Source organism: Pseudomonas sp. P4_C4 (genome assembly GCF_056402055.1).
Genome location: NZ_JBFUID010000009.1, coordinates 92,303 through 111,347, shown reverse-complemented (window position 1 = coordinate 111,347; position 19,045 = coordinate 92,303). Strand labels below are relative to the sequence as shown.

Below are 19,045 nucleotides of genomic sequence, written 5' to 3'. Positions count from 1 at the left end.
TGCCGTGCGTGGGAGTGATTTATGTCTGCAGCTTCAGCTTCGCCAAGCATCGCGCCACAGTTCTTTGAAATCCGCCCGTTCAGCGGTGCGGTGGGGGCCGAAATCATCGGCCTCGACCTGTCCCGTCCGATCAATGATCAGGACTTCGCACGCATTCACCGCGCGCATCTGGACCATCATGTGGTGGTGTTCCGCGACCAGCGCATCACCCCCGAACAGCACATCGACTTCAGCCATCGTTTTGGTGTGTTGCAGATTCACGTGCTCAAGCAGTTCCTGCTGGCAGGGCATCCGCAAATCCTCATCGTTTCCAACATCGTCGAGAACGGCCAGAACATCGGCCTGGGCGACGCCGGCAAGTTCTGGCATTCAGATCTCTCCTACAAAGAACTGCCGAGCCTTGGCTCGATGCTGCATGCCCAAGAGCTGCCAGCGGAGGGCGGCGACACGCTGTTCGCCGATATGCACAAAGCCTGGGACAGCCTGCCCGACGCGCTGCGCAAAGCGGTGGAAGGTCGATCGGCGGCACATTCCTACACGGCGCGTTACAGCGAGACCAAATTCGAAGGCAACTGGCGCCCGACCCTGACCCCGGAGCAACTCGCCCAGGTCGCCGAAGTGGTGCATCCGGTGGTGCGCACCCACCCGGAAAACGGTCGCCAGGCGTTGTTCGTCAGCGAAGGGTTCACCACCCGTATCGTTGGTCTGCCGGAGGACGAGAGCCAGCAACTGCTGACCGAGCTATATGCCCACAGCGTGCTGCCGCAAAACATCTATCGCCATCAATGGCAGGCCCATGACCTGGTGTTCTGGGACAACCGTTCGCTGATCCACCTCGCTGCTGGATGCCCCAGCCATCTGCGCCGCAAGCTGTATCGCACCACCATCCAGGGCGACACGCCTTTCTGATTTGTCGGAGATTTGATCATGTCCAAACGTCTTCCATTCGCGCCGCTGGCCGCAGCCATCGGCCTGGGTTTCAGCCTGATCGCCGGCAGCCTGGTGGCGCCGACCGTGGCCCACGCCGAAGGTGAAATCCGCATCGCCGAACAGTTCGGCATCGTCTACCTGCTGCTCAATGTGGTGCGCGATCAGAACCTGATCGAGAAATACGGCAAGCAGGAAGGTATCGACATCAAGGTCGACTGGACCCAGCTCTCCGGCGGTGCAGCGGTCAACGATGCGTTGCTGTCGGGCTCGATCGACATTGCCGGCGCAGGCGTCGGCCCGCTGCTGACCATCTGGGACCGCACCCATGGCAAGCAGAACGTCAAGGCCGTGGCTTCCCTGGGCAACTTTCCGTACTACCTGGTGAGCAATAACCCCAAGGTTAAAACCATCGCTGACTTCACCGAGAAGGACCGCATCGCGGTGCCGGCGGTGGGCGTGTCGGTGCAGTCGCGCTTCCTGCAATACGCGGCGGCCAAACAGTGGGGTGACAAGGACTTCAATCGCCTCGACAAGTACACCATCGCCGTTCCACATCCTGATGCCACGGCTGCGCTGGTGGCCGGCGGCACCGAGCTGAGCGGGCACTTTTCCAACCCGCCATTCCAGGATCAGGAACTGGCCAATCCCAATGTGCACGTGGTGCTGAACACCTATGACTTGCTCGGTCCGAACTCGCCGACGGTGCTGTTCGCCACCGAGAAATTCCGCGACGAGAACCCGAAAACCTACAAGGCATTCATTGATGCGCTGACCGAAGCGGCCGCGTTCGCCCAGAACGACAAAGGCGCGGCGGCGGACACTTACATCCGCGTTACCAAGGCCAAAATCGACCGCGCCGCGTTGCTGAAAATCATCGACAACCCGCAGTTCGAATTCAGCGTCACGCCGAAAAACACTTACCCGTTGGCCGAGTTCCTCTACCGCGTCGGCGCGATCAAAAACAAACCGGATTCATGGAAGGACTACTTCTTCCAGGACGCCAAGCCGCTGCAAGGGAGCTGATCGAAATGAACGCCCCTTTGCAAGGCCACACGGTCAGCAATCCGATCGCGGCAGCCCAGGCGCTGCTGTCGGTCGATAACGTCAGCCTCGAATACCGCACGCCGCAGCGTGTGGTGCGGGCGACCCATCAGGTCAGTTTCGAGATCGACCCGGCGGACCGCTTTGTCCTGCTCGGGCCGTCCGGCTGCGGCAAGTCGACATTGCTCAAAGCCGCCGCCGGATTCATCCAGCCCGTGGAAGGCGAGATCCGTCTGCAAGGTCAGCGCGTCGATGCGCCGGGACCGGACCGGATCGTGGTGTTCCAGGAGTTCGATCAACTGCCGCCGTGGAAAACCGTGAAACAGAACGTGATGTTCCCGCTGCTGGCCTCGAAAACCCTCAAGCGCAAAGAGGCCGAAGAGCGGGCGCTGCACTATCTGGAGAAGGTCGGTCTGGCGGCGTTTGCCGATGCTTATCCGCATACCCTGTCGGGCGGGATGAAGGCGCGGGTTGCTATTGCCCGGGCACTGGCGATGCAGCCGAAAATCCTCCTCATGGACGAACCCTTCGCCGCCCTCGATGCGCTGACCCGACGCAAGATGCAGGAAGAATTGCTGCTGCTCTGGGAGGAAGTGCGTTTCACGCTGCTGTTCGTCACGCACTCTATCGAAGAGGCGCTGGTGGTGGGTAACCGCATTCTGTTGCTGTCACCCCATCCGGGCCGGGTGAGGGCGGAAGTCCACAGCCACCAATACGATTTGCACAGCCTTGGCGGTGTGGCGTTTCAGGAGTCGGCGCGACGTATTCACCGGCTATTGTTCGATGAAGGTCAATCACCGCAAGCCGAGCATGAACTGGATTTCGCCGACATCCGCATCGCTTATTGAGCCAGTTGAGAGGAGGGCCCGATGAGCCATTTATCATCCCCGCGTGAAGAGTTTGAAACGGTTTTGCAGCCACTGACCAGCGTGCCGCTGGAGCGGGAGCTACCCCTAGGCCAAAGACTGTGGCAGCAAGGTTGGCTGCGTAAAAGCCTGATCCTGATTCTTCTCGCGGTACTGTGGGAAGCCATTGCTCGCTATCAGAACAACGACCTGCTGTTGCCGAGTTTTGTACAGACCGCTCACGCACTGTATGACGGCCTGCTCAGCGGTGAATTGCTGGGCAAGGTGTGGATATCACTGGTGGTGTTGCTCAAGGGGTACCTGATCGGCATCGTCCTGGCGTTTGCCCTGACGACGTTGGCGGTGTCGACACAATTCGGTCGAGATCTGCTCAGTACCCTGACCTCGATGTTCAACCCCTTGCCAGCCATCGCCCTGCTGCCGCTGGCGCTGCTGTGGTTTGGATTGGGCCAGAACAGCCTGATTTTCGTGCTGGTGCATTCGGTGCTCTGGGCACTGGCGCTGAACACTTACGCTGGCTTCCTCGGCGTCTCGGAAACCCTGCGCATGGCCGGGCGCAACTACGGCCTCAAGGGCATTCGCTTTGTGCTGTTCATTCTGATTCCGGCGGCGCTGCCGTCAATTCTCGCCGGGCTGAAAATCGGCTGGGCGTTTGCCTGGCGTACGTTGATTGCTGCTGAGTTGGTGTTTGGGGCTACCAGTGGCAAAGGTGGGTTGGGGTGGTACATCTTTCAGAATCGCAATGAGCTGTATACCGACAAGGTGTTTGCCGGGTTGGCGGTAGTGATTCTGATTGGGTTGCTGGTGGAAAATCTGGTGTTTGATTCGTTGGAGCGGGTGACGGTGAAACGGTGGGGGATGGTTCGGTGATGTTTGCTAGCATTGCGTCTGAATCAACCCTGATCAGACACGAGTGCTCGCAATGCAATTGCCAGACATGAACCTGTTGGTCGCCCTCGATGCCTTGCTCGACGAGGGCAGTGTGGTGGGCGCGGCGCGGCGGATGAACCTGAGCCCGGCGGCCATGAGCCGGACGTTGACACGCATCCGCGAAGCCCTTGGCGATCCGATTCTGGTGCGCGCCGGCCGGGGCCTGGTGCCGACCCCCAAGGCGCTGGCGTTGCGTGAGCAGGTGCGCAGTGTGGTGGAGCAGGCCGGGTTGCTGTTTCGTTCGGCCGATACGGTGGAACTGAGCTCGCTGCGGCGGCGGTTCAGTATTCGCGCCAACGATTTTTTTGTCGGCGTCTACGGCGGCAAGCTGTTCGACACCCTTGACCGGCAGGCACCGCACTGCGAATTACGTTTCGTCCCGGAAGGCGATGGCGATGATGAGGCGTTGCGCGAAGGGCGGATCGATCTGAGCGTCAGCAACACCCGGCCGCTGACCCCGGAAGTGAAGATTCAGAACCTGTTTTCCACCCACTTCGTTGGTCTGGTGCGCGAGGATCATCCGCTGTTGGAAGAAGAGATCACGGCAGAGCGCTATGCGGGTTATTCCCATATCAGCATGTCCCGGCGTGGCATTGCCCGGGGGCCGATCGATACCGCGCTCAATGCCCTGGGGCTGGAACGACGGGTGGCGGTGATCGCGCCAAGCTTTCATGCGGCGATGTTTGCCTTGCCCGATTCCGACCTGATTCTGCCGGTGCCCAAAGAGGCGCTGCTGAGCGTGCGACGGCTCGGGCTGAAGCTGCGCTCGTTCGACCTGCCGATCCCTTTGCCGACCCTGATGCTGACCCAAGCCTGGCATCCGCGTTTCGACAAGGACCCGGCACATCGCTGGTTGCGTGAAACGCTGAAATCCTGCTGCGATGAAACGTGGTTGGCCGCGCAACCGGACTGAGGTGAACGCAAAACCCTGTGGGAGCGAGCTTGGTCCGGGCGGCGTTCCGACGATAGCGGCAGGTCAGCCAATAAAGATGTTGAGGCTGCCGGCCTCATCGCGAGCAAGCTCGCTCCCACAGGGTTTTGTATCGTTGCGTATAACGCACTTATAACCTGTCAATAAGTTGATTTTCGTCAGGCATCACGCTTCCTAGAATGCTTCGGTCTTTCCACGACGGAGCTTGCAGTACATGACTTCCCTTACGGTCACGGCACCTGTTGCTGCGGCCAGCCCGGCAGCCGCTCCACCCGTCTTCGGCCCGCGGATCATCATCGGCCTGGTGGGCGTGCTGCTGGCGGTGCTGGTGTCGGGCCTGAACGAGATGGTGACCAAAGTCGCCCTGGCTGACATCCGTGGTGCGTTGGCCATCGGCTACGACGAAGGCACCTGGCTGGTCGCCTGTTACACCGCGACTTCGGTGGCGGCCATGGCGTTCGCACCGTGGTGTGCGGTGACGTTCTCGTTGCGGCGTTTCACCCTGTGCGCCATCAGCCTGTTCACCCTGCTGGGTGTGTTGTGTCCCTTCGCCCCGAATTACGAAAGCCTGTTGTTGCTGCGCACCTTGCAAGGCCTGGCGGGCGGCGCATTGCCGCCGATGCTGATGACCGTGGCCCTGCGGTTTTTGCCGGCCAATGTGAAGTTGTATGGCCTGGCCGGTTATGCCCTGACGGCGACGTTCGGCCCGGGCCTGGGCACGCCATTGGCCGGGTTGTGGACCGAGTATGTCGGCTGGCAATGGACCTTCTGGCAAATCATCGCGCCGTGCCTGATTGCCATGGCCGCGGTGGCGTATGGCTTGCCCCGGGACCCGCTGCGTCTGGAACGCTTCAAGTCCTTCAACTGGCGCGGTGTGCTGCTGGGTTTTCCCGCCATTTGCATGCTGGTGATCGGCATTCTGCAGGGCAATCGCCTGGACTGGTTCGAGTCGAACCTGATCTGCGGATTGCTCGGTGGCGGGCTGTTGCTGCTGGTGCTGTTTTTGAGCGGCGAGTGGTCGCAGCCGATGCCGTTTTTCAAGATGCAGATGCTCGGCATCCGTAACCTGTCTTTCGCCCTGCTGACTCTGGCGGGCGTGCTGGTGGTGTTGCAGGCGGTGATCATTATTCCGTCCAGCTACCTGGCGCAGGTCCAGGGTTATCGTCCGGTGCAGACCGCGCCGATCATGCTGCTCGCGGCGCTGCCGCAATTGATTGCGCTGCCGTTGGTGGCGGCGCTGTGCAACTTTCGCTGGGTTGATTGCCGCTGGGTGTTGGGCATCGGCCTGAGCATGCTGGTGCTGTCGTGCGTCGGCGGCTCGCAACTGACGTCCGCGTGGATTCGCGACGATTTCTATGTGCTGCAATGGCTGCAGATTTTTGGTCAGCCCATGGCGGTGTTGCCGCTGCTGATGCTGTCCACCGGCAGCATCAACCCGATGGAGGGGCCGTTCGCATCGGCCTGGTTCAACACCGTCAAAGGCCTGTCGGCGGTCATCGCCACCGGGGTGATCGAAGCACTGACCACGGCACGACTGCATTTTCACTCGACCATGCTGGTCGACCGCCTCGGCAACTCGCCGCTGGCCGAGCACGACAGCGCAAGCCTCGCTCATCGTCTGCATGAGCAAGCGGTGGTGCTCACTTCCTCTGATCTTTACCTGTGCATGGCCGGTATCGCCGTGACCTTGATCCTGCTGATTTTCTGGCTGCCAACGCGGATCTATCCGCCGCGCGCACCGACCTGAATGCTCCACTGATACAGAAGGTTTTTATGAACACTCAAGCAAAGCAGAAAGTCGCGGTTGCCGTGGCCGCCGCAGTGGCCGTCGGCGTATTGCTGTACCTGGCGATGCCCGGCCTGTTCGGCAAGCGCACCCAACAGAACACCAACGATGCTTATGTCTCGGCGGATTTCACCCTGGTCGTGCCGCGGGTCGCCGGGTTTATCAAGCAAGTGCTGGTCGAGGACAACCAGCAGGTCAAGGCCGGGCAGTTGCTGGCACTTATCGATGACCGGGATTTGCGCGCAGCCGCCCAGGCCGCCGATGCCGAAACGCTGGTGGCCAGGGCGCAACTGCAAAACGCCCGGGCGACCCTCGAGCGCCAGGCGTCGGTGATTGCCCAGGCGCAATCCTCGGTGGTCTCGGCCAAGGCGGAAATGGCGTTTGCCGAACATGAGTTGAACCGTTACAACCACCTCGCCGGAGTGGGCGCCGGCACAGTGCAAAATGCGCAGCAGGCGCAAACGCGCATCGACCAGGCCTCCGCGCGGCTGGCCAACGCCACTGCAGTACTGGCGGCGGAACGCAAGCAGGTGGAGATCCTCACGGCCCAGCGCGATGCCGCCGAAGGCGGTCTGAAACGGGCGCAAGCGAAGCTGGAAATGGCCAGCTATGAGTTGTCCTATACGAGGATCGTTGCGCCACAGGACGGTATGGTCGGCGAACGCGCGGTGCGGGTCGGCGCCTACGTCACGCCGGGCAGCAAAATCCTCGCAGTGGTGCCGCTAGCTCAGGCTTACGTGATGGCCAATTTCCAGGAAACCCAACTGACAGATGTGCAGCCGGGGCAGGCTGTGCAAGTGCGCGTTGACAGTCTGGGCGGTGCGGCACTCAACGGTCGTGTCGAAAGCATTGCGCCGGCTACCGGGGTGACGTTCGCCGCGGTCAAACCGGACAACGCCACCGGCAACTTCACCAAAGTGGTGCAGCGGATTCCGGTGAAGATCGTGCTTGAGCCGGGGCAGTCGCTGGCCGAGCGCTTGCGGGTGGGGATGTCGGTGGAGGCGAGCATCGATACCGCAAGTGATGTATTGCGTGAGGTGACTCAGCGATGAAAACCAGTGTTGACGGCGCGGACGCCATCGCGAGCAAGCTCGCTCCCACAAGGGTTATGTGCGATGTACAAGATTTTCGCATCACAGAAAGTCCATTGTGGGAGCGAGCTTGCTCGCGAAGGGGCCAACTGTCGCAACTTACCTTGAGTGCCTTGCTCGTCATGAGTTTCAGTGGCTGCACCGTCGGCCCCGATTTCCAAAAGCCCGAAACCACACAAATCACCGATTGGGCAAAACCGGCCAAATCCGCCGCCAGCCAGGCCGTCGCCGAAACAATGGCCGAGCGCTGGTGGGAGGTGTTCCACGACCCGAAACTCTCGGCCCTGAGCCAGCGCGCCCTGACCGACAACCTCGACCTGAAACTGGCCGGTAGCCGCTTGCAGCAAAGTCGTGCTGTGCATCAGGTCATCACCGCCGAGCGCTACCCCAACACGGCCGCCAGCGGCCGTTACGGACGCAACCGTAACAGTGGTGAAGGCCTGAACGACCCATCAGGACACAACGGCAAATCCGCCTTCAACCTGTGGGATGCCGGCTTTTCCGCTTCCTGGGAGCTGGATTTATGGGGCCGCGTGCGGCGGGAAACCGAAGCCGCCGACGCCAACCTGGAAGTCGCCGAGAACGACCGGCGCGGTGTGCTGCTGTCGGTGCTGGCCGAAACCGCCCAGGACTACATTCAACTGCGCGGTGTGCAGAACACCCGGCTCGTCACCGAACAGAATCTCGACGTTGCCCGCCATAGCCTGAAGCTCTCGCAGTTGCGCCTGGCCGACGGCGTCGCGACGGACCTGGATGTCGCCGAAGCCGCCGCACAAGTGGCGGCCATCGAATCGCGCCTGCCCGCACTGGAGCAGCGCCAGTGGCAACTGATCAACGCCTTGAGTTTGTTGATGGGCGAACCGCCCCAGGCATTGGCGGCGGAGTTATCCACAGACGCACCGGTGCCACAAACGCCGCGCCAGGTCGCCATCGGCTTGCCCTCGCAACTGGCTGCACGTCGGCCGGACATTCGCCAGGCCGAAGCACGGCTGTATGCCGCCACGGCCAGCATTGGCGTGGCCAAGGGCGATTTCTATCCGCGAATCACCCTGTCGGGGAACATCGGTTCCCAGGCCATGCAACTGAGCGATTTCGGCTCCTGGGGTTCGCGTTCGTTCGGCATCGGCCCGCAATTCACTTTGCCCTTGTTCGACGGCGGCCGCTTGCGTGGCGTGCTCGAGTTGCGTGAAGCACAGCAGCAGGAAGCCGCTATCGCCTATCAGCAAACCGTGTTGCGCGCCTGGCATGAAATCGATGACCAATTGACCGCCTACAACGCCAGCCAGTTGCGCCGCGACAGCCTGGCCGAAGCCGTGCGCCAGAACCGCATTGCGCTGGACACCGCGCAACAGCAGTACGTTGAGGGCGTGGTGGATTTCGTCACCGTACTCACCGTGCAAGGGGCGTTGCTGGCGACGCAGGAGCAGTGGGTCGAGAGTTCGACCGGCGTGTCGCTGGCGGCCGTCGGGTTGTACAAGGCGTTGGGTGGGGGGTGGGAGTCGGTGTATCCGTTGGTTGAGACGGCGCAGCGCTGACGGTGCAGCCGCCGGCTATCGCTTCATTATCGGGTCAGCATCGACGTTGCTCGGCTTGAAGGGCTAAAGTGATGCACAAACAATCTGGCTCTTCACTCAACGTCGCAAGGGGAGGCAATGGAGGCGCGCAGAGAAACGCCGATGGGCGACACTCAGGGACCGCACGCCAATCCTGGTTTCGCCAGGGGCGCGCAACCGTTGATCCGCTGGGCGCGAGAGCATTGGCTGGTGCCGATTCTGGTATTGGCCGCGCTGGTGCGCTTTTACGATCTGACCGCTGCCGCGATTTGGGGCGACGAGGGTTCCAGCCTGCTGCTGGCCCGTTACTCATTACCTGATATCTGGGTGCACGCCGCCTACGACGTGCACCCGCCGCTGTATTTCATACTGCTGCACGGCTGGATCGCGATGTTTGGCGACGGCATATTGTCGATCCGCTGCCTCAGTGTCCTGCCGGGGATTGCCTCGGTCGGGCTCGGTGTGTGGCTGGTCGATCGGCTCGCCACCCGCCGTGCCGCGATCTTCGCCGGCCTCCTGCTGGCCCTGCTGCCCACGGCGGTGCGCTACAGCCAGGAAGTGCGAATGTATTCGCTGCTGGGACTGTGGTTGCTGGGGGCAACCATTGCGCTGGTGTACTGGATCCGCAAGCCACAGCGTCGGCGCTATCTGGTGATCTATGTCGTGCTGATGAGCGCGGCGTTTTACACCCATTACTTCACGGCCCTGTGCGTGCTCTGCCATTGGTTGTACCTGGGGATCATCCGCGTGCAGCCGGGGCATCGTCTGCGGCACATCCAGCGGGGTGACTGGTGGCTGGCCAATGTGGCTATCGTGGCGCTGTATCTGCCGTGGCTGCCGGGGTTTGTCGACCTGCTACGGCACCTGGACCAACTGAAGGCCAATGGCGATGTTGGCTGGGAACTGCCCGTCAGCCTGGATTCCTTACCGTCGATGGTCTGGTCGTTGCTGACCCAGGACGACGGAGAAACCCTGCCTCCCCTGGTGTTTATTGCCTTGCCGGTGACCTTGCCGGTGTTGGCGTGGGTGGCGCTGGCACGTGATCGCAGTGTGTTCCGTGGCAGCGCGTTGCTCGCGATCTACACCTTTGTCCCGATGCTGCTGGTGTTTGCGGTGTCGTTTTTTTCGCCGATATTCATCGAGCGCTACCTCACCGCGTATGCCCTTGGCCTGCCGCTGTTGGCAGCATTGGCAATCGACCGCTTGTACTCCGGTTCCCGGGTGCTGGCCCTGACGGTGCTGGTCCTGTTTGTCGGTGTTGAACTGGTGGGCCTGAAAAACAACGCGACGGTGGACGTCCATGATCAGGTCAACGTCCTGGTGGAAGACGTCAATCTGCATTTTCAGCCGGGGGACCGGATCGTTACCAGTGACATGCTCTGGTACTTGAGTTACGTCTACTACAACCGCACCAGTACCCAGCCCCTGCTCTACACCCCGCCACGGGCCGATGGCACTTCGAGCCGGCCGAACGACTATGGTTTCGGTACCTTGACGATGCCAGACGTGTATCTGGACCACTTGAGCGACCTGCCAAAGGGCACGGGACGAACCTGGCTGATCAGTACCGCCGACGTACCTGACGAGTTCGCACCGTTGCCGGCGCAATGGCAGATCGCTCGTCAGATGAAGGCTGGTGGTGTTGCCGCGAGGTTGTACCTGTCCGGCAATACCGGACAATGAGTGGCGTCATCGCAACCTTCAAGGTTTCGACGACAAGTCCGCCATGCCCTTGAGCAACTCGATTGGCAGCGGAAAGACGATGGTCGAACTCTTGTCGCCGGCAATCGAACTCAGGGTCTGCATGTAGCGCAGCTGCATGGCCCCCGGTTGGCGGCCAAGCATTTCGGCGGCCTGCATGAGTTTTTCCGAGGCCTGCAATTCGCCTTCGGCGTGGATCACCTTGGCTCGCCGTTCCCGTTCGGCCTCGGCCTGCTTGGCAATGGCGCGGATCATCGATTCGTTGAGGTCCACATGTTTGATCTCGACGTTGGCAACCTTGATGCCCCAGGCGTCGGTCTGGGCGTCGAGCACTTGCTGGATGTCCAGGTTCAACCGTTCGCGTTCGGCCAGCAGTTCGTCCAGTTCGTGTTTACCCAGCACCGCCCGCAACGTGGTTTGCGCCAATTGGCTGGTGGCCATTAGAAAGTCTTCGACCTGGATGATGGCCTTTTGCGGATCGAGCACACGGAAATACAGCACCGCGTTGACCTTGACCGACACGTTGTCGCGGGTGATCACGTCTTGCGGCGGAACGTCCAGCACCACGGTGCGCAAATCGACCCTGACCATTTGCTGGACCACCGGAATCAGCAGGATCAGGCCGGGTCCCTTGACCTGCCAGAAGCGCCCGAGCTGGAACACTACGCCGCGCTCGTACTCGCGCAGGATGCGAAACGTCGCCCCCGCCAGTGCGATGAGCAATAGCAGCAGCGCGACAAGACCCAATTGCAAACCCATGACTATTCTCCGCCCGACGCCGCGTCAGCCGCGGCCACTTGCAGCAGCAAACCCTTGCGCCCCACCACCCGTACCCGTTGTCCGGGTTGCAGTGGCGTCGCGCTGAGCACTTGCCATCGTTCTCCTTGCAGATGAACCCAGCCGCCATAGGCGTTGCCGAGCTGCACTGACGTGACCGGCGTTTCGCTGCCGACCAGCCCGGCATCACCGCTGACGGTGTGGCGCGGTCGGGTCTTCAGGGCGTGAAACACCAGGTAGATCAGCAACAGCGCGCTGACCAGTCCCAGGCCGATCATTAGCGGCTCGGGCACATCGGTATTGGTCAGGATCACCGCGCCGATCACGAACATCACGATGCCGCCCAGGCCGATCACACCGTAATTGGGCAAGGCAGCCTCGGCGATCAGAAACGCGAGGCCGAAGGTGATCAGCCAGATCCCGATGGGGTTGGGCACCAGCAACACAACCGTGTCGGCGGCGCAGGCCGATCCGCTCAACGCCAACAGCAACGCAACTGCACACCAACGCGTGTTCACTTGACCCTCCGGGAGAGTCGTGGAGTGGCTCTGCATACAGTTTAGTTGAGCCTTGGCCGGTATGAATTTTGCTCAACTGCCGTCGACATCCGATGGGCGGATTTCCCGCCGGATCGCGCGGACGGGCCTAGACTTTTACTACGCAAGCAAAACTTTAACCATCGTCCGCCGGCGGTCATGGCGGACACCGAGGTGCATCATGCGTATGGCAAGAACCGTGCAGCGAAGCCTGGAAAAGGCTCAATGCGAGTATGACATCGTCAGCCACCCACACTCGGCCAGCAGCCTCGAAACGGCACGGGTCGCAGGTATTCCTGCCGAACGGGTGGCCAAATCGGTGATCCTCGACGATCACCATGGGCATTACCTGATGGCCGTGCTGCCCGCCAGCCGTCACCTGGACCTGAGCAAAGTCCGCAGCAGCGGTGAGTGGCAGGTTTCCCGCGAAAGCAACCTGGCGCACCTTTTCGATGATTGCGAACGCGGTGCCGTACCGGCGCTGGGTGAGTCCTATGGGTTGGAGGTGGTGATCGATCCGATGCTGACCCGGCAGAAAGACATCTATCTGGAGGCCGGCAACCACGTCAATCTGGTGCGCATGGACATGCCAGAGTTTCTGAAAATGGTGCCGCATGCCGAGGTGCGGGAGTTGAGTCATTGAGTTTTGTTTCGTCAATGCTGCCGTCATCGCGAGCAAGCTCGCTCCCACAGGGGGAACGCATTTTCCTGTGGGAGCGAGCTTGCTCCGGGCGGCGTTCCGACGATGACCGCGCAGCGGTCCCTAAATTGGTCATCAGGAGTTCGTCATGGAAAACCCGACCCACAACCTTCCATCCCTGTTCAAGCAACTTGGCCTGCCGGACGATGCCGAAAGCATTGATAAATTCATCGCCACCCATTCACCGCTCAAACCGGAGCTGCACCTTGCGGATGCATTTTTCTGGAGCCCGAGCCAGGCGGACCTTCTGCGTGAAGAGATACTCGATGACGCGGATTGGGCCGAAGTGGTGGATCAGCTGGATGTGCTGTTGAGGAAGGGGCGGGGGGTGTGAATCGTCATCGTCCGGGCGGCCACTGTCGGGAGGTATGGACCAAGGCGAGTATCCAGATGGCGTCCAGTCCCTGTTCATAAACAATGCGGTAACTCTGATATGGGATCAGCTCGCGAGTGCCTGAAATGATCCCGGCAGGGCCGCTTTCCGGGTATTGGGCAAGCCGGGATAGCGCATCGCTGAACCGGTAGTCCATGTCGATGGCTGCTTTCGGGTTAACGGCATGCAGGTAATCCCAAATGTCTGCACGGTCCTGTGCTGCTTCTTTCGTCCATATTATTTTCATTCCTGTAGCTCGGCCCGCCTGCGCCTGGCAGCGAACTCTGCCTCGATTTCCTCATTTGTCAGCCCGTCGCCGGCGCGCATCGAAGCGCGTGCGGTGTCGACCTTGCGCTGCAGGAATGCTTCGTACTCGCGAGCCTCCCGCTGCGTTTGAACAAACTGACGCATCATTTCCCGAACGATTTGCGAGGCGGGGCGATGAGCGGCTTCTGCCTCTGCCATGAACTGTTCACGCAATTCAGACTCAAGTTTCATTGTAAAAACGGCTGGTTTCGACATGGCTGCCTTCTCGGTTGTCTTACTGACAAAGTATATACATCTTCAGTACGGTGGCTGGTTCACCCCCTATGGCTTCGCGACGGATGGAAGCGAATTTGTTTCAAAACTTGACGGAAAATCCTCTCCAATGCCATATTGATAGTTAGCAAACTAACAGTGTGTGTTTTCCCTCGTGCCGAATAACCTCGACGTTCTCCAGATGAACATCAGCAGCGCCATGGTGGTGGCCGCCAGGCATTGGCGCAAAATCTGCCAGACCACGCTGGCCAACTATGGAATCTCCGAAGCCTGCGCCGTCCCGCTGTTGATGATCGGGCGTCTGGGCGAGGGTGTGCGCCAGGTGACGGTGGCCCAGGCAGCAGGGATGGAGAGCCCGTCGCTGGTACGCTTGCTCGATCAGTTGTGTCATGGCGGCTACGTTTGCCGCACCGAAGATGCACAGGATCGCCGCGCCAAATGCCTGAGCCTGACCGAAACCGGTCGGGAGCTGGTGCAGGCGGTCGAAGTGGAACTGGTGCGCTTGCGCCACGAAGTACTCGAAGGCATTGCCCCGAGTGATCTGGAAGCTACGCTGCGGGTACTGAGAGCTTTTGAAGCGGCCACGCCGCCATCGGTGGCCAACTCTTGAACGGATTTTTCTCTGGCATGCCCACGGCGCGGGACTGGTTCTACGGAGTCCGCACTTTCGCCGCATCGATGATCGCGCTGTACATCGCCCTGCTCATGCAAATGCCGCGTCCGTACTGGGCGATGGCCACGGTGTACATCGTTTCCAGTCCGTTTCTCGGCCCTACCAGTTCCAAGGCGTTGTACCGGGCGGTTGGCACCTTTATCGGCGCTGCGGCGGCGGTTCTGTTTGTGCCAATGTTCGTGCAGAGCCCCTACGTGCTGGTGGTGGTGATTGCGCTGTGGACCGGGACGCTGCTGTTTCTGTCCCTGCATTTGCGCACGGCCAACAACTACGCGTTGATGCTCGCCGGTTACACCTTGCCGTTGATCGCCCTGCCGGTGGTGAATAACCCGCTGGGGGTGTGGGACGTGGCCGAAGCGCGGACCGAAGAAATCTTTCTCGGCATCGCTGTGGCGGCGGTGGTCGGTGCGATGTTCTGGCCCCGGCGCCTGGCGCCGGTGTTCAATGATTCGGTGAGCAAATGGTTTGCCGATGCCTCGACCTACAGCCTGCGCTTCCTCAGCCGCAACGTGCAGCCTGAAGAAGTCAGCGCGTTGCGGGCATCGATGGTCGCCACGTTCAACTCCCTGGAGTTGATGATCGGTCAGTTGCCCCACGAAGGCTCGCGTCCGCAGACAGTGCGCAATACCAAGGAATTGCGCGGACGGATGATTCACCTGTTGCCAGTGATCGATGCCCTCGACGACGCGCTTTACGCCCTGGAACGGCGCACCCCCGAGCTTGTGGACAAGTTCGCGCCATTGCTGACGGCCACCACCGAATGGCTCGAACACAAGGATGCCGATCTCGTCCGCTGGCAAGCCCTTAAGTATCAACTTGAGGCCCTGCAACCGGCTCCCGAAGCGCTGGATGACCGCAAGCAACTGCTGTTCTCCAACGCCATTTACCGTCTCGGCGAGTGGATCGATTTGTGGCAAGACTGCCGCAGCCTGCAATACGCCATTCAGTGCGAAAGCCAGGACAGCTGGCGCGCGGTGTATCGGCACTGGCGGCTGGGACGGCTATCCCCTTTTCTGGATCGCGGCCTGATGTTCTATTCCGCTGCTTCCACCGTCACCGCGATAATCGTCGCTTCGGTGTTGTGGATTCTGCTCGGCTGGACCGATGGCGGCAGCGCCGTGATCCTGGCGGCGGTGGCGTGCAGCTTCTTTGCCTCGATGGACGACCCGGCGCCGCAGATTTACCGGTTCTTTTTCTGGACGGCGATGTCGGTGGTGTTCGCCAGCCTTTATCTGTTTCTGGTGCTGCCCAACCTGCATGACTTTCCGATGCTGGTGCTGGCGTTTGCCGTGCCTTTCATTTGCGTCGGCACCCTGACGGTCAAGCCGCAGTTTTACCTGGGCATGCTGCTGACCCTGGTCAACACCTCGTCCTTCATCAGCATTCAGGGCGCTTACGACGCGGACTTCCTCAGTTTCGCCAACTCCAATCTGGCCGGCCCCATGGGTTTGCTGTTCGCATTCATCTGGACCCTGATCGCCCGGCCGTTCGGTGCCGAACTGGCAGCCAAGCGCCTGACCCGTTTCAGCTGGCGTGACATCGTCAGCCTCTCCGAGCCGGCGACGTTGTCCGAGCATCGGCTTCTGGGCATACGGATGCTCGATCGGCTGATGCAGCATCTGCCGCGCCTGGCCATGACCGGCCAGGACTCCGGCGTGGCGCTGCGGGAAGTGCGGGTGGCGCTGAATCTGTTGGACCTGCTCGCTTATACGCCGCGGGTCCTCGGTGTGCCGCAGGTGCTGCTGCGCCAGGTGGTGGCCGAGGTTGGCGAGTACTTCAAGGCCTGTCTCAAGGCCGGTGAGCGCTTGCAGGCACCGAGCCCGTTGCTGATGACCCTCGACCGCACGCGTCGTGCCCTCAGCGGTGCCGGCGATGATGAAACCCGTCGGCATTTGCTGCACGCCCTGAGCGGCCTGCGCCTGGCATTGTTGCCCGGCGTCGAATTCGTTGGTGCCGCCGAGCCCGAAGAACCGCTTCCCCATGGCATTGATGGAGCACCTTTATGATCGGTGACCTGGATATGAGCGGGGTGTTCCTGCCCACGCTGCTGGTGCTGATGGGCATTACGTATGTGTTGTACCTGTTGGTGCACGGGGTGCTGACGCGCCTGCACTTTTACCGTCTGGTCTGGCACCGGGCATTGTTCAACGTGGCCCTCTACGCCTTGCTGCTTGGCGCCGTGGACTCACTCAGTCGATACCTGATGACATGAAAAAACCGTTTCTAACCCTGGGTCGCGTTGTGTTGACCCTGCTGATCGTGAGCTTCGCCGTTGTCGTGGTCTGGCGCATGGTGATGTATTACATGTTCGCGCCCTGGACCCGCGACGGGCACATCCGTGCCGACATCGTGCAAATAGCGCCGGACGTGTCCGGGCTGATCCAGCAAGTGGAGGTGCGCGACAACCAGTTGGTCAAGCGCGGCCAGGTGCTGTTCAGCATCGATCCTGACCGCTTCAAGCTGGCCCTGCGCCAGGCGAAAGCAGCAGTCGCCGACCGCGAAGAAACCATGGCCCAGGCCCAGCGCGAGGCCAAGCGGAACAAGGGTCTTGGCAACCTGGTGCCGGGTGAGCAACTGGAAGAAAGCCAGTCAAAAGTGGCCCGCGCCCAGGTGGCGTTGATGGAAGCCCAGGTGGCGGTGGACAGCGCGCAGCTCAACCTCGACCGCTCGGTGATCCGCAGCCCGGTGGACGGCTACGTCAACGACCGCGCGCCACGGGCCCAGGAGTTCGTCAGCGCCGGGCGTCCGGTGTTGTCGGTGGTCGACAGCAACTCGTTCCATATCGATGGCTATTTCGAAGAAACCAAACTGAACGGCATCCACATCGGCCAGAGCGTCGACATCCGGGTGATCGGCGACAATGCGCGCCTGCGCGGGCATGTGGAGAGCATCGTCGCCGGTATCGAGGATCGCGACCGCACCAGCGGCAACAACCTGCTGCCCAACGTCAACCCGGCCTTCAGCTGGGTGCGGCTGGCCCAGCGGATTCCGGTGCGGATTGCCTTCGATGACGTGCCGGAAGATTTCCGCATGATCGCCGGGCGCACCGCCACGGTATCGATCATCGACGATCAGAAACGGGAGCCGGCGCAATGAGCAAGGCCTCGGGTTTGGCAGTCGCCGGATTAGGCTTGCTGCTGTCGGCGTGTCAGATGGTCGGGCCGGATTATCATTTGCCCGAAGAGGCGGCCGTCCATCGTCCAGACTTCCAGGGCGATCTGGCGGTCGACGGCAAAACGGTGGTGTCCGCGCCGGTGCCGGCCGATTGGTGGCGTTTGTATCAGGACCCGCGACTCGACCAGTTGGTGCAGCAGGCCATGGCCTCCAACACTGATTTGCGCGTGGCGGCGGCCAGCTTGTCGCGGTCTCGCGCTCAGGTCGATGAGGCGCAAGCGGCGGGCGGCTGGAGCGGCGGCGTGCAGATGGGTGCCCAGCGCTTGCAGGAGTCCGGCCAGGCCTTCCTGATACCGGAAAAAGTACCGGTGGCCAACATCGGCGATATCGGCATCAGCGCGTCGTACCAGTTCGACTTGTTCGGCACTTTGCAACGTGGCATCGAAGCGGCCAAGGCCAATGCCGATGCGACGCAGGCCGCCGCCGATACTGCACGCATCACCGTGGTGGCCGATGTAGTTCGCGCCTACACACAAGTGTGTGCGGCCAATGAAGAGCGGGAAATCGCCCAGCATTCCCTCGATCTGCAAGCCCAGAGCACCACGCTGATCCAGCGCCTGCGCGATGCCGGACGTGGCGATGAAACCCAGGTCACCCGCTCGCAAACCCAATTCAAATCCCTGCGCGCCGACATGCCGCGTTATGAGGCCTCACGTCAGGCCGGGCTGTATCGCTTGTCGATGTTGCTGGCCAAACCCGTGGAACAACTGCCGGCCGGCACCGCCACCTGCGACGAACTGCCAAAAATCGCGCAATTGATTCCGGTGGGCGATGGCGCCGCGTTGCTCAAGCGTCGCCCGGATGTGCGGCAGGCTGAGCGGCGGCTGGCGGCCGCGACGGCCGGTATTGGCGTCGCCACGGGTGAGCTGTACCCGAATATCAGTATCGGCGCGACCATCGGTACCGTCGGTATCCTGGACGATCTCGGCGACCCGTCTACCAACCGCTGGGGCTTCGGCCCGTCGCTGACCTGGAAGGTGCCGACCAACGGCGCCCGGGCGCGCATCCGCGAGGCCGAGGCGGTGACCCAGGCGACGCTGGCGCATTTCGATGGGGTGGTGCTCAACGCCATTCGTGAAACCCAGACCGGCCTCGCCCAATACACCGCGTTATTGCAACGTCGCGATGCCTTGGCGGACGCCGAGCAATCGGCGAAACTGGCGGCCGACCAGACCCACCGCTTCTTCCAGGCCGGACGCGCCTCGTTCCTGGCCGACCTGCAAGCCACTCGCACCTACATCGATGTCACCGCGCAACTGGCGGCCGCGAACACTCAGGTTGCCGCAAGCCAGATCGATTTGTTCCTTGCGCTGGGCGGCGGCTGGGAAAGCGGACGAACGCAAGCGTCGAACTCCGGCAAACCCTGAGGCCGTTGCTATGCTTTGAAGTGTTGGACGGGCGCCCGTGCAAAGCGCCCTTTCTTCGCACAAGGCACGCGCAGGT

General features: G+C 61.5%; 20 protein-coding genes. 16 read left to right on the top strand and 4 right to left on the bottom strand.

Features of this window, described 5'->3' with window-relative positions:
- Positions 1 to 21 precede the first annotated feature (21 nt).
- The 9 genes from AC1DXW_RS07625 to AC1DXW_RS07585 all read left to right on the top strand — a co-directional run bounded on the left by AC1DXW_RS07625 (position 22) and on the right by AC1DXW_RS07585 (position 10,811).
- Complete coding sequence (locus tag AC1DXW_RS07625; protein WP_477756443.1) at positions 22 to 909, top strand: TauD/TfdA dioxygenase family protein; 888 nt, start codon at positions 22 to 24, stop codon at positions 907 to 909.
- 18 nt (positions 910 to 927) lie between these two features.
- Positions 928 to 1,953 (top strand): ABC transporter substrate-binding protein, encoded by a 1,026-nt coding sequence (locus AC1DXW_RS07620; protein WP_477759885.1) that lies wholly within the window; start codon positions 928 to 930, stop codon positions 1,951 to 1,953.
- A gap of 5 nt (positions 1,954 to 1,958) precedes the next feature.
- Positions 1,959 to 2,819 carry an ABC transporter ATP-binding protein gene (locus AC1DXW_RS07615; RefSeq protein ID WP_218475516.1) on the top strand — a complete coding sequence of 287 codons (861 nt, stop codon included), beginning with the start codon at positions 1,959 to 1,961 and terminating at the stop codon, positions 2,817 to 2,819.
- A gap of 21 nt (positions 2,820 to 2,840) precedes the next feature.
- On the top strand, positions 2,841 to 3,707 hold the full coding sequence (locus AC1DXW_RS07610) for an ABC transporter permease (RefSeq protein ID WP_477759884.1): 867 nt from the start codon (positions 2,841 to 2,843) through the stop codon (positions 3,705 to 3,707).
- 52 nt (positions 3,708 to 3,759) lie between these two features.
- Entirely contained in the window at positions 3,760 to 4,680 is a 921-nt protein-coding gene (locus AC1DXW_RS07605) for a LysR family transcriptional regulator (protein WP_477756094.1), read from the top strand.
- Between the two features lie 232 nt (positions 4,681 to 4,912).
- Positions 4,913 to 6,445, top strand: a complete 1,533-nt coding sequence (locus AC1DXW_RS07600) for an MFS transporter (protein WP_477756095.1) — start codon at positions 4,913 to 4,915, stop codon at positions 6,443 to 6,445.
- A gap of 26 nt (positions 6,446 to 6,471) precedes the next feature.
- Complete coding sequence (locus AC1DXW_RS07595) at positions 6,472 to 7,536, top strand: HlyD family secretion protein (protein ID WP_477756096.1); 1,065 nt, start codon at positions 6,472 to 6,474, stop codon at positions 7,534 to 7,536.
- Positions 7,533 to 9,110, top strand: coding sequence for an efflux transporter outer membrane subunit (locus AC1DXW_RS07590; protein WP_477759883.1), 1,578 nt, complete (start codon positions 7,533 to 7,535; stop codon positions 9,108 to 9,110). The genes AC1DXW_RS07595 and AC1DXW_RS07590 overlap by 4 nt, the downstream gene beginning before the upstream one ends.
- Before the next feature lie 117 nt (positions 9,111 to 9,227).
- On the top strand, positions 9,228 to 10,811 hold the full coding sequence (locus tag AC1DXW_RS07585; protein WP_477759882.1) for a glycosyltransferase family 39 protein: 1,584 nt from the start codon (positions 9,228 to 9,230) through the stop codon (positions 10,809 to 10,811).
- A gap of 18 nt (positions 10,812 to 10,829) precedes the next feature.
- On the opposite strand, the gene AC1DXW_RS07580 is transcribed toward AC1DXW_RS07585, so the two are convergent.
- Together AC1DXW_RS07580 and AC1DXW_RS07575 are read right to left on the bottom strand one after the other, a co-directional pair.
- On the bottom strand, positions 10,830 to 11,588 hold the full coding sequence (locus tag AC1DXW_RS07580) for a slipin family protein (protein WP_477759881.1): 759 nt from the start codon (positions 11,586 to 11,588) through the stop codon (positions 10,830 to 10,832).
- A 2-nt stretch (positions 11,589 to 11,590) separates the two neighbouring features.
- Positions 11,591 to 12,124, bottom strand: coding sequence for an NfeD family protein (locus tag AC1DXW_RS07575; protein ID WP_477755334.1), 534 nt, complete (start codon positions 12,122 to 12,124; stop codon positions 11,591 to 11,593).
- A gap of 199 nt (positions 12,125 to 12,323) precedes the next feature.
- Between AC1DXW_RS07575 and AC1DXW_RS07570 the strand changes: the two genes are divergently transcribed.
- The gene (locus tag AC1DXW_RS07570; protein ID WP_046040686.1) at positions 12,324 to 12,785 is read left to right on the top strand and encodes an aminoacyl-tRNA deacylase; all 462 of its coding nucleotides are present in this window, start codon (positions 12,324 to 12,326) and stop codon (positions 12,783 to 12,785) included.
- A gap of 145 nt (positions 12,786 to 12,930) precedes the next feature.
- Positions 12,931 to 13,176: a DUF2789 domain-containing protein gene (locus tag AC1DXW_RS07565; protein ID WP_223461330.1), complete on the top strand. Its 246-nt coding sequence runs from the start codon at positions 12,931 to 12,933 to the stop codon at positions 13,174 to 13,176.
- 4 nt (positions 13,177 to 13,180) lie between these two features.
- Here AC1DXW_RS07565 and AC1DXW_RS07560 read toward each other — a convergent pair whose 3' ends face one another.
- Complete coding sequence (locus AC1DXW_RS07560; RefSeq protein ID WP_477755335.1) at positions 13,181 to 13,462, bottom strand: type II toxin-antitoxin system RelE/ParE family toxin; 282 nt, start codon at positions 13,460 to 13,462, stop codon at positions 13,181 to 13,183.
- Positions 13,459 to 13,737: an antitoxin of toxin-antitoxin stability system gene (locus tag AC1DXW_RS07555; protein ID WP_477755336.1), complete on the bottom strand. Its 279-nt coding sequence runs from the start codon at positions 13,735 to 13,737 to the stop codon at positions 13,459 to 13,461. The genes AC1DXW_RS07560 and AC1DXW_RS07555 overlap by 4 nt, the downstream gene beginning before the upstream one ends.
- 199 nt (positions 13,738 to 13,936) lie before the next feature.
- Between AC1DXW_RS07555 and AC1DXW_RS07550 the strand changes: the two genes are divergently transcribed.
- The 5 genes from AC1DXW_RS07550 to AC1DXW_RS07530 are packed head-to-tail and all read left to right on the top strand — an operon-like array spanning position 13,937 to position 18,969.
- Positions 13,937 to 14,365 carry a MarR family winged helix-turn-helix transcriptional regulator gene (locus AC1DXW_RS07550; protein WP_095945024.1) on the top strand — a complete coding sequence of 143 codons (429 nt, stop codon included), beginning with the start codon at positions 13,937 to 13,939 and terminating at the stop codon, positions 14,363 to 14,365.
- Positions 14,362 to 16,434, top strand: coding sequence for an FUSC family protein (locus tag AC1DXW_RS07545; RefSeq protein WP_477755337.1), 2,073 nt, complete (start codon positions 14,362 to 14,364; stop codon positions 16,432 to 16,434). The genes AC1DXW_RS07550 and AC1DXW_RS07545 overlap by 4 nt, the downstream gene beginning before the upstream one ends.
- Positions 16,431 to 16,640, top strand: coding sequence for a DUF1656 domain-containing protein (locus tag AC1DXW_RS07540; RefSeq protein WP_046040693.1), 210 nt, complete (start codon positions 16,431 to 16,433; stop codon positions 16,638 to 16,640). The genes AC1DXW_RS07545 and AC1DXW_RS07540 overlap by 4 nt, the downstream gene beginning before the upstream one ends.
- Positions 16,637 to 17,524 carry an efflux RND transporter periplasmic adaptor subunit gene (locus AC1DXW_RS07535; RefSeq protein ID WP_477759880.1) on the top strand — a complete coding sequence of 296 codons (888 nt, stop codon included), beginning with the start codon at positions 16,637 to 16,639 and terminating at the stop codon, positions 17,522 to 17,524. The genes AC1DXW_RS07540 and AC1DXW_RS07535 overlap by 4 nt, the downstream gene beginning before the upstream one ends.
- On the top strand, positions 17,521 to 18,969 hold the full coding sequence (locus AC1DXW_RS07530; RefSeq protein WP_477755339.1) for an efflux transporter outer membrane subunit: 1,449 nt from the start codon (positions 17,521 to 17,523) through the stop codon (positions 18,967 to 18,969). The genes AC1DXW_RS07535 and AC1DXW_RS07530 overlap by 4 nt, the downstream gene beginning before the upstream one ends.
- The last annotated feature ends 76 nt before the right edge of the window (positions 18,970 to 19,045 follow it).